A 12894-nucleotide genomic window follows, 5' to 3' on the forward strand; every position below is an offset into this window, starting at 1 on the left:
GGGCGTGTCAGACCTTGAACCGCGAAACGCCGCTGCGCAGCTCGTTCGAGACCAGCGTCAGTTCGTCGATGGCCTGGCTCGACTGGCGCAGCGATTCCACGGTCTGCTGGGCCGCCTCGGACAACTGCATCAGCGCCTGGTTGATCTGCTCGGCACCGCCGGCCTGGGCCTGCATGCCCTCGTTGACCATCTGCACGCGCGGCGCCAGCGTCTGTACCTGGCCGATGATCTGCGAGAGCTGGTCGCCCACCTGCGTCACCTCGGACATGCCGCGCCGGACTTCCTCCGAGAACTTGTCCATGCCCATCACGCCGGCCGCCACGGCCGACTGGATCTCGCGCACGATCTGCTCGATATCGTAGGTAGCCACGGCGGTCTGGTCCGCCAGGCGGCGGATCTCGGTGGCCACCACCGAGAAGCCCCGGCCGTATTCGCCTGCCTTCTCGGCCTCGATGGCCGCGTTCAGCGACAGCAGGTTGGTCTGGTCCGCCACCCGGGCGATGGTGGTCACCACGGTATTGATATTGCCGGCCTTCTCGTTGAGTGTGGCCAGGCGGGTATTGACCGAGCCGGCGGCCTCCATCACGTGGTGCATGGTGGTTTCCATGCGCGAGAGCCCCACCTGGCCGGTGCCGGCCAGCCCGGCGGTCTGCTCGGCCGCGTGCGACACCTCGCTCATGGTGCGCACGAGGTCGCGCGCGGTGGCCGAGATCTCGCGCGAGGTGGCGCCGATCTGGGTGGTCGTGGCGGCCGTCTCGGTGGCGGTGGCCTGCTGCTGGCGCGCCGTGGCGGCGATTTCGTTGACCGAGGTGGTGACCTGGATGGCCGAGCGCTGGGCCTGGCCGACCAGCGAGGTCAGCTCGCCGGCCATCTGGTTGAAGCCCTCCTCGACGGCCTTGAACTCGTCGCGGCGGTTCAGCGTCATGCGCTGGCGCAGGTCGCCGCCGCGCATCGTGGTCAGCAGCGCCACGATCGACCGCATCGGCTCGTTGATGGCGCGCAACAGCAGGTAGCCGCAGATCACGGCGGCCAGCAGGGCGATGGCCAGGGCCACCTCGATGCCGATCTTGGCGGCATTGACGGCGTTGTCGATGCCCGCTGCCGCCCGGTCGTTGACCGCATTGTTGTCGTTGACCAGTTCCTGCAGGATCTTGCGTGCCTCGATCCAGACGTCGTGTACCTGGCCGCGCAGCGCGGCCTCGGCCGTATTGACGTCCTTCCAGCGGCTCGGATCGAGGTAGGCTTGCGCCGCCTGGTCGTAACTGGCGCGAAGTGCCTTGAATTTGTCGAAACGGACGCGATCTTCCTCGCGGCCGATCGATGCCTCGTAGCGGTTCTGGAAGTCGTCGAAGCGGCGGTTGGCATCCTGGATCTGGGTCAGGACCTGGGCGCGGTGGGCCGGATCGGCGTCGGTCACGGTCTGCCAGGCCAGCACGTAGAACTCGCCCCAGATGCCGCGCATGCCGGTGCTGTAGCGCAGGCCGGGCAGGGCGTCGGCGCGCATCACGGTGGCTTCCCGCTCGATGGCGGACAGCCGGTTGTACGCCACGACGCCCATCAGCGCCATGACCAGCAGGATGAAGGTGAAGCTTGCCAGGATGCGCGTGCGCAGGGTCCAGTGGTTCACGGTCGACGGTATCTCTTGTTGGGCGGCCCGCCTTGTCCGGCGGGGTGAGCCACCGGGCCGGCCGCCGTTTTCCCCCGGGGTATCCCTCGTTCGGGTGGTAGGCGTTTGCGGCGTAGGGTACTGTAACGTCCGGGGCATTTCAACGGCACCGGACGGCGATTTGAATCGCTTGCTTTTTTCGGGGTTTTCGTCACACTTGCCAAATAGCTTGAGCGGGAAACATGTTCATCACTACAGATAGGGCAGGGATGGTGGCCAAGTCGGAGACGCAGGCGACTGGTGCCTTGCCGCCGGCGGATCTCGATCCGCTGACCGGCGTGGTCGCTCGCCAGGCATTCTTGAAGCGGGTCGAGGCACGTCTTCAAAGCGAGACGAAGCCCCGCTTCGCCCTGTTGCTGGTGGGCATCGACGATTTCCGCGCCTTCAACGACATGCATGGCCACCCCGAGGGTGACGCCATCCTGCAGCACGTGGCCCGGCGCCTGCGTGACGCCTCGCCGCGCGACGCCGTGGTGGGCCGCGTGGGCGGCGACGAATTCGGCGTGCTGCTGACCTCCATTTCAGACCCCACGCTGGTGCGCCATGTGAGCGCCGCCATCCTGTCGATGCTGTCGGCCCCGTTCGAGCGCGACGGCAACCGCCACCACGTGCTGGCCAGCCTGGGCGCCTGCGTGATGCCGGCCGGCGGGGATACGACGTCCGACGTGCTGGCCGCCGCCAGCCTGGCGCTGGCCCGGGCCAAGCACGACGGCGGGCGCACCATCCGCTTCTTCAAGCCCCAGATGCGGGCCGACGTGACCACGCGGCTCTCGCTGGTCCAGGCGCTGCGCGAGGCGTATGCCCAACGCCAGTTCGAACTGCTGTACCAGCCGCAGGTTGACCTGCGCGACGGCCGCGTGGTGGGTGCCGAGGCGCTGATGCGCTGGCGCCATCCCACGCTGGGCCTGCTGACGCCAGCCGCGTTCATCGACGCGCTGGCGGCCAGCAGCGTGGCCGCCGACGTGGGCATGTGGCTGCTGCACACGGCCTGCGCCCAGGCGCGGGCGTGGTCGCTGACCTTCCCCGAGGCGCCCCGGGTGGCGATCAACCTGTTCGCCGCGCAACTGGCCGAGAGCCGGCTGCTGACCGAGGTGCGGCACGTATTGCGCGCGCTCGAACTACCGGCTGACCGGCTCGAAATCGAGATTACCGAGACCATCGCGCTGCAGCAGGGCGACGAGGTTTCAGACCAGCTCCAGGCGCTGCGCCGCGATGGCGTGACGCTGACCTGCGACGATTTTGGCACCGGCTACGCGTCGCTGAGCTTCCTGAAGTCGTTCCCGGTGGACCGGCTCAAGATCGACCAGTCGTTCATCCGCAACGTCACCCACGACAATGTCGATGCCGCGATCACCCGCTCGGTCATCAACGTGGGCCAGAGCCTGAAGATCGGGGTCGTGGCCGAAGGCGTGGAGACGGCCGAGCAGCGCGATTTCCTGCTGGCCAACGGCTGCATCGAGGCCCAGGGCTACCTGTACGGCCGGCCCATGCCGGCTGACCGCCTGACTGACTTCCTGCGCAACCAGCCGCGCTGACCGGCAACGGTCCCTTGCCGGGACCGGCTTGCTGCGCCGCAGCAAGCTGCGGCAATCCCCAACGACCTGCAAGACTTGTATCCGCCTTTGTCCCGCCGGCCGCGCCGTGGCGGGTGGGAAATATGCGCTTACAAAGAGCGCTCCAGCCGCGCACCTTGCTGCCGTTATCCGATATAGGGTGCAGACAGGCCGCATGCCGCCTTGCGATGTCCGCCGGTGCGCGCCGCTCCGTTCCAGGTAACCAACATGCCATCCCGCCATCGTTTCGCGTTCGCGCCGGCCGCCCTCGGGCTGGCGGCGGCCTTCATCGAGCCTGCCGCGCACGCCCAGGACTACAACCCGGGCGCGCCCGCGGGCTATGCCCAGGCCCAGGGCGATCCGGCCGATGCGAACGTGCTCGGCGACCCTTCCGCCCTGGCCGCCGATCCCCCGTCGCGGATCGCGACGGTGACCGACATGGCCGGCGGGCTCAGCTTCGCGCCGGCCGGCACCGACGAGTGGGCCGCGCTGGCACCCAACCGGCCGCTCACCACGGGCGACCGGCTCTGGGTGGAACCCGGCGGCCGGGCAGAACTGCATGCGGGGTCCAGCACGGTGCGGCTTGGCGGCGGCTCGGCAGCCGAAATCCTGAATCTGGACGACCGCACCACGCAGGTCAAGCTCACGCAGGGCACGCTGCAACTGCGCGTGCGGGCGCTGCCGCCCGACCAGCAGGTGGAGGTCGACACGCCCAACCTGGCATTCGTGCCGCGCGAGCCGGGCGATTACCGCATCGACGTCGCGCCGGACGGCACCACCACGCTCGTCACCATGCGCCATGGCAGCGCAGTGCTCTACGGCGATACCCGCTCGGTCGAGCTGGAGCGCGGCCATCGCATGCGCTTTGCCGGTACCGACCTGGCCGATGCCGGGGCCGGCAGCTATCCGTCGCCCGACAGCTTCGACCAGTGGACGGCGGCGCGCGATGCGCGCGAGGACGCCTCGGTCTCCGCCCGTTACGTGCCGTCAGGCATGACCGGCTACACCGCGCTCGATGACTACGGCGACTGGCAGCAGGACGCCGGCTACGGCGCGGTCTGGTTCCCGCGTGCGATGCCGGCCGGCTGGGCGCCGTACAGCGACGGACACTGGGCATGGGTGGCGCCGTGGGGCTGGACCTGGATCGACGACGCGCCATGGGGCTTTGCGCCTTCGCACTACGGCCGCTGGGCCCACTTCGGCAACCGCTGGGGCTGGGTGCCCGGCCCGGCCAACGTGCGGCCCTGCTACGCGCCGGCCGTGGTCGGCTTCATCGGCGGCGCCGGCACCACGATCCGCATCGGCAGCGGACCCGGCGTGGCGTGGTATCCGCTGGGACCGCGCGATGCCTATCGCCCGGTCTACCGGGCCAGTCCCGGCTACGTCAACCGGCTCAACGACATCACCAAACACGGCGGCTGGCGGCCGGGCGGCCCCCGCGACCACGACCGTGGACGCTGGGCCAACCGCGACATACCGGGCGCCATCTCGGGCATGCCATCTCGCTACTTCGTCGAAGGGCGGCCCGTGCCGCGTGGCGCGGGCCGGCACCGCGAGGAATGGCGCCAGTTGCCGGTGGGCGAGGGGCGCGGCGCGCCGCCGATGGCGCCAGTCAAGACCAGCCTGATCGGCGGGGCGCGTCCGCAGGGTTTGCCGCCGATGGCGCGGCAGGGCTTCGAGCGCCAGGCCATCGCCGCGCATCCGCCGGGGCGGATCGGGCCGGACGACCTCGCACGCCGCTTTGCGCGCGAAGGGGGAACGGCAGGTGCCGGGCCGGCGTGGCGCGGACCGGTGCCGGATCGGCGCGGGGACGGCAGTGGCAACGGCCAGCGGCGCGGCGCCCAGCCGGTGCCGGGCTGGCAGCCCGACGTGCGGATGAGCCAGGCGGCGCCCGCGAACCACTTCGCCGGGCAGCGGCCCGACGCGCTGCGCGGCCAGCCCGCCGAAGCCCAGCGCCAGCAGCAGGCGCTACAGCGGCAGCAGTTCGAACAACAGCGCCAGTTGCAGGAGCAGCAGCGGCAGTCGGCCGATTTCCGCCAGCAGCAGCAACAGGCGATGCAGCGCCAGCGCGACGAGCAGCAGCGCGAGTTGCAGAACCAGCAGCGGCAGGGCTACGAACAGCAGCGCCGCCAGCAGTTCGAGCAGCAGCGCATGGCGCAGGAGCAGCGGCGCCAGATCGACGATCAGCGCCGCGAGGCGATGAACCGCCAGCAGTTCGACCAGCAGCGGCAGCAGCAGGAGCGCCAGCAGCAGGACATCCAGCGGCAGGCCCAGCAACGCCAGCAGCAGTTCGAACAGCAACGGCAGTTCCAGGATCACCAGCGCCAGCAGATGGAACAACAGCGCGTGCAGGCGGCGCAGCGCCAGCAACTGGAGCAGGCGCGGCAGTTCCAGGAGCAGCAGCGCCAGCAGTTCGAACAGCAGCGCCAGCACGCGCTGCAGCAACAGCAGATGCAGCGTCAGGCACAGGAGCAGCAACGGCAGGCACAGGAGCAGCAGCGGCGCTTCCAGGAGCAGCAGCACCAGCAACAGCAGCAACACCAGCAGATGCAACGGCAGGCGCAGGAACAGCAGCGCCAGTTCCAGGACCAGCAGCGCCAGCAGCAGGACCGCCAGCGGCAGTTCCAGCAGCAACAGGAGCAGCAGCAGCGGCGCATGCACGATGCGGGGCGCCAGGCGCGCAACGAGGACCGCCGCTAGCAGCCGCACCCGAGGGCCGGAAAGGCAAAGGGCGTCCGGTGGTGCCGGACGCCCTTCGTTTCTCTCCCCCTGCCATTGCATCACGACTCAGGCTTTACAGCCAGTGCCGTGCTGGCATGCCCGCCAGCCGGGTACTGCCCCCTCTCTCCGGGTTACTTCGCCAGTTCGGACAACCGCACCGGCTCGATCTTGCCCTTCTGCACCCAGCCCACCACGGTGTCGGCCACGGAGCCGCCCTTGGCGTCGATGCCATCGACCTCGTTCGGGTTCACTTCCTTCGACAGCGCCTTGACCGCGTCAGGCATCTTCGCCCGGATGGCGGCCGAGTCGGTGGTCGTGCCCGCGAGCTTCATGGCGTTGGCCAGTGCCCAGGTCATCGTGTAGTTCAGCGACATCTCGGTGGTGGCGTCGCGGCCATCGTGCAGCTTCTTGTAGCGGGCGTTGTAGGCCTGCGCCATCGGACGCGCATCGTTGACCAGCGGCATCACGCCGATCGATCCTTCGAGCAGCGCCAGGCCGTTGGTGACGCGCGACATCTCGTCCATCTTGGCCTGGTCCATGATGATGAAGCCGCCCTTGAAGCCCAGTTCGCGGGCCTGCTTGACCACCAGCGCGGTCGGCTCGGACGGGCCGCCGACGAACATCACGTCGGGCTTGTCGGCGATGGCGCGCGAGACGCCGGTGTAGAAGTCCGTGGCCTTGGTGTACGACATCGGGTTGTTGCCCACCACCTTGCCGCCCGCGCCTTCCCAGGCGGGCACGAACGCCTGCACCCAGGCCTTGGCGTAGTCGTGGTCGGCCGGCACCAGCGCCACGTTCTTGCCGTAGCGCTTCATCTGCGCCTTGACGAACGGCTCGATGTAGCCGGTATAGGCCGGCGGGATGCGGATGGTCAGCTTGTTGCCGGCGTCGGTGATGCGCGGCACGCTGGAGTAGGCCATGACCAGGAACTTCTCCTGCTCGTTGAACGCCTGCAGCGCGAAGATGCCGCCCGAGTGCGGCACGAACACGGCCGGCGTCTTGTGCTGCTGTACCAGGCGGCGCGCGTTGATGGCAGCTTCGGCCGGCGCGTACTTGTCGTCGAGCGCCACCACTTCGAGCTTCACCTTCTTGCCGTTCACCTGCAGGCCGCCGGCGTTGATCTCGTCCACGGCCATCTGGATGCCCGACAGCACGTTCTTGCCGTACAGCGCGGCGCCGCCCGACAGCGGGCCGGTGTAGCCGATCTTGACCACTTCCTGCGCCAGCGCGGGCGACGAGGCGATGACTGCCGCTGCGGCGCACGCGGCCAATGCGAAGAAACGACCCAATGTGTTGGTTTGCATGTGCTGTCTCCTTTGGATGTTATGTATTTGCTGATGGCTTTCTCCCCTCTCCCGCACGCGGGAGAGGGGCGGGGGAGAGGGCAAGCGTTTCAACCCGCCGATATCGGCAAGCAGAACTTCCAGCCCTCTCCCCCAACCCCTCTCCCGCTTGGCGGGAGAGGGGAGTAACGCAAGCGGGGAGCGACGAACTACCCCCCGATATAAGCCTTCCTCACCCCCTCGTCCTTCAGCAGCGCGTCGCGGTCTCCCTCCATGACGATCCTGCCGTTCTCGATCACGTAGGCGCGGTGCGCGATGCCGAGCGCGGCGTAGGCGTTCTGTTCGGCCAGCAGCACCGTGGTGCCGGCGCGGTTGATACGCTGGATCACCTCGAACATCTGCTTGACCACCAGCGGCGCCAGGCCCAGCGACGGCTCGTCGAGCAGCAGGGCACGCGGGCGGCCCATCAGCGCGCGGCCCAGTGCCACCATCTGCTGCTGTCCGCCGGACAGCGAGCCGGCCGGGTCGTCCTTCTTCTGCTGCAGGATCGGGAACATCTCGTAGACCTCTTCGAGGGTGCCCCGGATGGCGGCCTTGTCACGGCGATGCACGTAGGCGCCCAGCGTCAGGTTCTTCTCGACAGTCATGGCCGGGAACAGCTTGCGGCCCTCGGGGCAGTGCACCAGCCCGGCCTGCACGATCTGCGAGGGCTTCATGCCGCCCAGTTCGCGTCCGTCGAAGCGCATGCTGCCGCCGCTGGTGCGGTGGATGCCGCTCATCGCCAGGAAGATCGAGCTCTTGCCGGCGCCGTTGGCGCCGAGCAGCACCACCAGTTCGCCAGCCTTGGCATGCAGCGAGACATTGTCGAGGGCGCGGAAGCTGCCGTACGACAGCGAGACGCGTTCAAGCTGCAACATGGTCGGCTCCCAGATAGGCTTCGATGACGCGCGGGTCCTGCTGCACCTGCGCCGGCGTGCCCTCGGCGATTTTTTCGCCGTAGTTGAGCACCATGATCTTGTCGGCCAGCCGCATGATCATGTCCATCTTGTGTTCGATCAGGCAGACGGTCTTGCCATGGCGCACCATCTTGCGGATCAGCTCGGCCAGGCCCACGGTTTCCTCGGGATTCACGCCGCCGGCCGGCTCGTCGAGCAGCAGCAGCTCCGGGTCGGTGGCCAGCGCCAGCGCGAAGGCCACGCGCTTGCGCGCCTCCTGCGTGATGTCGGCGGCGACTTCATGGGCGAGATGCGACAGCCCTACGAAATCGAGCGCTTCCTCGGCCTTTGCGCGGCACAGCTTCTCTTCCTCGCGCAGCCGGCGCGTGTTGAACAGCACGTCGGCCAGGCTCGATTTCGTGCGCAGGCGGTGGCCCACGATCAGGTTGTCGAGCACCGTGGCGCGGTCGAACAGCGCGGTGGCCTGGAACGTGCGCGCCACGCCAAGCCGGGCGATCTGGTCGGCGCGCAGGCCGGCCACGTCCTGGCCCTTGAACAGGATCTGGCCCGAGGTGGGGGCGTGGGTGCCGGCGATCAGGTTGAAGAACGTGGTCTTGCCGGCGCCGTTCGGGCCGATGATCGCGTTGATGTGGCCGGCCTCGAACGTGACGGAGACATCGTTCACGGCGGTCAGGCCGCCGAATTTCCGGGTCAGGTTGCGGATCTCAAGCATTCTCGGCTCCCGGACGGGTGGTGGCGACGGGCGCGGGTTGCGCAGGGCGGCCGGCCGCCAGCTGGCCCCGGCGCTGCGCCGCGGCGCGGCGCGCCTGACGCTTCAGGAAGGTGCCGACGATGCCGTCCGGCACGAAGATGATCAGCAGGATCAGCACCGGGCCGAAGACCAGCATCCGGTAGTCCTGCAGGAACTGCAGCGTCTGCGTGACCCATGGCACCAGCACCGCGCCCAGCAGCGGCCCGAGCAGCGTGCCCGTGCCGCCCACCAGCATCGACATCACCATGTCGAACGTGATGTCGGTACGCGCGATGTCCGGCCCCAGGAAGCGCACCTGTCCGGCATACAGCGCGCCGGCCAGGCCGGCATAGCCCACCGACAGCACGAACGACAGCACTTTGGTGCGCATCAGGTTGATGCCCAGCGCTTCCGCCAGCGCATCGCTGTTGCGTACGGCCAGGAAGCTGCGGCCCAGCAGCGAGCTGACGATGCGGTGCATGACGAACGTGCCGGCGGCCAGGAAGCCCAGCACGAGGTAGTACTGGCCCTGCACGTTGTCGAACGCCAGCGGCCCCACGGCGGCCGGCACCGGGATGCCGATCAGGCCCACCGCGCCGTGCGTCAGGCTTTCCCACTTTTCGATCAGCAGATAGATGATGTACCCCACGCAGAGCGTGAAGATCGAGAAATAGTGGCCCTTGAGGCGCAGCGATACCACGCCCACCACATAGCCCAGCACCATGCAGACCACGGGCGCCAGTACGAAGGCCAGCCAGAACGGCATCTGGTGGTCGACGGTCAGGATGCCGAGCGTGTAGGCGCCAATCGCCATGAAGCCGCCATGGGCCAGGTTGAGCTGGCCCGTGTAGCCGGTCAGCAGGTTCAGCCCGAGCGTGGCGATGGCGGTGATGAACGCCAGCGTCATGACCGACAGGAAATAGCTGTTGGGCACCAGCAGCGGGAATGCGATGGCGGCGGCCAGCAGCAGGATCCAGCCGGCCTTGCCTTGAATGGCTTTCATGAGTGTCTCCTCTGGCGGGTCAGGCGGCCTTGCCGGCGAACAGGCCCTGCGGACGCACCGACAGGATGATCACGAGCAGCAGGAAGGCGATGATGTCCTTGTAGTCGGTCGAGATGTAGAACCCGCCGAAGCTCTCGGCCATGCCGATGATCAGCCCGCCCACGATGGCGCCGGGGATACTGCCCATGCCGCCCAGGATGATGATCACGAATGCCTTGGTGATGACCAGGTTGCCCATGCTCGGGTAGACCAGGTTGATCGGCGCGTAGAGCGTGGCGGCGATGGCGGCCAGCGCGCCCGAGATGGCGAACACCAGCAGCGTGACGCGCGTGGCGTCGATGCCCACCAGCGCGGCACCTTCGCGGTTCTGTGCCATGGCCACGATCGTCGAGCCCGTGACGGTGCGCGTGAGGAACAGGTGCAGCAGCACCATCAGCCCGAACGCGGCCACGATGATCAGCAGGCGCTGCAGCGGGGCGGTCAGGCCGAACAGCTCCACCATCTGGCCGTACGGCGTGGGCATGCGGTGGAAGTCTGCGCCCCACAGCGCCTGCGCGCCGGCTTCGAGGAACAGCAGGATGCCGATGGCGGCGATCATGTCGTGTACCTCGGGCGCGTTGCGCAGCGGATGGAACACCAGGCGGTCCGCCAGCATCGACAGCACGGCCACCACCACGGCGGCGGCCAGCATGGCCAGCCAGTAGTTCAGGCCAAGCGTGGTCATTGCGTAATACGACACATACGCACCGGCCATGTAGAAGGCACCGTGCGCGAAGTTCGGCACGTGCAGGATGCCGTAGACGAGGGTAAGTCCCAATGCCACCAGGCTGTACACGCCGCCAAGCGTCAGGCCATTGAGGAACTGCTGGAAAAACAGGGCCATGCGTTGTCTCCTTGCGTTGGTGTGCCATGACGGCACCCGCGCGGTCTCTGTCGCCGTGTCGTTCTCGCACGGTCGTTCGCTTTTAATTTCTGGCGACTTTGCATAGCGTTTCGGCCAGCGTCAAGCAATCGGACGTACTATTCCGATACGCGAAATAGGGGTGCCGCAAAGTACCGTGCAGCCTCGGTGTATTCCCTGACCGCACGCCGGGCGGGTGGCGGAACGTGCCTGCCGGCCCGCATATTTACCGGGCCTATGACCCCTATGTTTTCCTTGAATAGCGCCCATGCGCGGGCATGGAAACTGATATCAATCGCTCATGAAACGCACCACGTCGATTCCGCCTCCCGCCGATGCCGCGCTGCTGTCCGGTGCCGCCGCATCCACGGACGGCGAGGACCGGAATTTCGTCACGGCGCTGGCGCGCGGGGTCGAGTTGCTGCGCGCCTTCGGGCCCGATGACGACTACCTTGGCAATGCCGAACTGTCGCGCCGTACGGGTATTCCCCGACCCACGGTGTCGCGCCTCACGTACACGCTGGCCACGCTGGGCTATCTGGTCTATGTGGAAACGCAGGAGAAGTACCGGATGGGTCAAGGCGCGCTATTGCCGGGACAGCGATACTTGTCCGGCGCCGGCATCCGGCAGGTGGCGCAGCCGCTGATGCAGTCGCTGGCTTTTGCCACCGGCTGCACGGTGGCGCTGGCCGCGCCGGACCGGCAGGACATGCTGTACCTGGAGGTCTGCCAGCCGCGTGGCGCGCTGGTGATGCGCCTCACGCCGGGCTCGCGCCTGCCGATGGCAACTTCGGCCATGGGGCGTGCCTGGCTCGCGGGGCTGCCGGCGCAGCGGCGCGCCGCCGTACTGGCCGAGATGGAGCGCCAGCACGGTTCGCGCTGGCCGGGCGTGCGCAGCAAGGTGGAGCGGGCATTGCGCGAGCACGCGCGGCGCGGCTTCTGCGTGGCGCATGCCGAGTGGGACCGCGCCGTGAGCGGCGCCGCGGCGCCGGTCTGCCTGCCGGACGGCTCCGAAGTGCTGGCGGTCAATGTCGGCGGCGCATCCACGCGGCTGTCGCCGGAAATTCTCGAAGGCAACCTCGGGCCGAGAATCCGCGAGCTCGCCGCCACGCTGGCCACGCGGCTCTGGCAGCCGGCGCAGCCGGGCCGTGGCTAGACCGAACAACGAACCGAACAACGAACCGAGAAAACAGGAGATTGGCAATGGAAATTCGGAACAAGACAGTGATCGTGACCGGGGGCGGCACGGGTATCGGCCGCGCGCTGGTGCTGGCTTTCGCGCGGGGCGGGGCGCGCGGCGTGGCGGTGGCGGACCTCGACGAAGCCGGCGCGGCGCAGGTAGCCGCCGAGGCCGCGGCGGCCGCGCCAGATTGCCAGGTCTTTGCCCAGCGCGTGGACGTGGCCGACGCCGAGGCCGTGCAAAGCCTGGTCGACGTTGCCACGCGCCGCTTCGGGCAGGTGGACATCTTCTGCTCGAACGCGGGCATCATCCTGCGCAAGGGCCTCGATGCCACCGCCGACGACTGGCAGCGGATCTGGGAAATCAACGTGATGGCGCACATCCACGCGGCCAAGGCGGCCTTGCCCCAGATGCTGGCGCGCGGCGACGGCTACTTCATCAATACGGTGTCGGCGGCCGGCCTGCTCTCGCAGATCGGCTCGGCACCCTATGCCGTGACCAAGCACGCGGCGATCGGGTTTGCCGAGTGGCTGTCGATCACCTACGGCGACCAGGGCATCAAGGTCAGCTGCATCTGCCCGCAGGGCGTGCAGACCAGGATGCTGTTCGGCGAAGGCGGCGAGCGCAAGGGCTTCCTGCAGGCCGGCTCCGTCACCGCCGAGCATGTGGCCGAGAAAACCCTGGAGGGCGTGGCCAGCGAGAGCTTCCTGATCCTGCCGCATCCGGAGGTGCTCGAATACTACCGCCGCAAGGGGCAGGACTACGACCGCTGGCTGCGCGGCATGCGCCGCCTGCACGAGCAGGTCACGAAGGAATTCGGCAACACGGCCGTGTAGCAGCGGGCTCATCGGCGAACCCCACCATAACAACGATTCAGGAGACAGATCATGCGTGCTAAGAC

10 protein-coding genes are annotated in these 12894 nt (G+C 68.2%); 4 read left to right on the top strand and 6 right to left on the bottom strand.

Annotation, left to right across the window (positions count from 1 at the left end):
* Positions 1-7: 7 nt before the first annotated feature.
* Entirely contained in the window at positions 8-1627 is a 1620-nt protein-coding gene (locus EV147_RS17890) for a methyl-accepting chemotaxis protein (protein ID WP_198680287.1), read from the bottom strand.
* A 248-nt stretch (positions 1628-1875) separates the two neighbouring features.
* On the opposite strand from EV147_RS17890, the gene EV147_RS17895 reads away from it, so the two are divergent.
* Entirely contained in the window at positions 1876-3201 is a 1326-nt protein-coding gene (locus EV147_RS17895) for a putative bifunctional diguanylate cyclase/phosphodiesterase (protein WP_130392781.1), read from the top strand.
* A 246-nt stretch (positions 3202-3447) separates the two neighbouring features.
* The gene (locus tag EV147_RS17900) at positions 3448-5919 is read left to right on the top strand and encodes a DUF6600 domain-containing protein (protein ID WP_198680288.1); all 2472 of its coding nucleotides are present in this window, start codon (positions 3448-3450) and stop codon (positions 5917-5919) included.
* A gap of 152 nt (positions 5920-6071) precedes the next feature.
* Here EV147_RS17900 and EV147_RS17905 read toward each other — a convergent pair whose 3' ends face one another.
* From EV147_RS17905 to EV147_RS17925, 5 genes are all read right to left on the bottom strand, one after another.
* On the bottom strand, positions 6072-7244 hold the full coding sequence (locus tag EV147_RS17905; RefSeq protein ID WP_130392582.1) for an ABC transporter substrate-binding protein: 1173 nt from the start codon (positions 7242-7244) through the stop codon (positions 6072-6074).
* Positions 7245-7432: 188 nt separating this feature from the next.
* Positions 7433-8140 (bottom strand): ABC transporter ATP-binding protein, encoded by a 708-nt coding sequence (locus EV147_RS17910; RefSeq protein WP_130392583.1) that lies wholly within the window; start codon positions 8138-8140, stop codon positions 7433-7435.
* Entirely contained in the window at positions 8127-8891 is a 765-nt protein-coding gene (locus EV147_RS17915; RefSeq protein ID WP_130392584.1) for an ABC transporter ATP-binding protein, read from the bottom strand. The genes EV147_RS17910 and EV147_RS17915 overlap by 14 nt, the downstream gene beginning before the upstream one ends.
* Entirely contained in the window at positions 8884-9912 is a 1029-nt protein-coding gene (locus EV147_RS17920; protein ID WP_130392585.1) for a branched-chain amino acid ABC transporter permease, read from the bottom strand. The genes EV147_RS17915 and EV147_RS17920 overlap by 8 nt, the downstream gene beginning before the upstream one ends.
* Before the next feature lie 19 nt (positions 9913-9931).
* Positions 9932-10795: a branched-chain amino acid ABC transporter permease gene (locus EV147_RS17925; protein ID WP_130392586.1), complete on the bottom strand. Its 864-nt coding sequence runs from the start codon at positions 10793-10795 to the stop codon at positions 9932-9934.
* Positions 10796-11114: 319 nt separating this feature from the next.
* Between EV147_RS17925 and EV147_RS17930 the strand changes: the two genes are divergently transcribed.
* Both EV147_RS17930 and EV147_RS17935 read left to right on the top strand, forming a co-directional pair.
* Positions 11115-11969 (top strand): IclR family transcriptional regulator, encoded by an 855-nt coding sequence (locus EV147_RS17930; RefSeq protein WP_130392587.1) that lies wholly within the window; start codon positions 11115-11117, stop codon positions 11967-11969.
* 47 nt (positions 11970-12016) lie between these two features.
* Complete coding sequence (locus EV147_RS17935) at positions 12017-12829, top strand: SDR family oxidoreductase (RefSeq protein ID WP_130392588.1); 813 nt, start codon at positions 12017-12019, stop codon at positions 12827-12829.
* Positions 12830-12894: the final 65 nt, after the last annotated feature.

The sequence above is a fragment of the Cupriavidus agavae genome, from assembly GCF_004217045.1.
Lineage (GTDB): Bacteria > Pseudomonadota > Gammaproteobacteria > Burkholderiales > Burkholderiaceae > Cupriavidus > Cupriavidus agavae.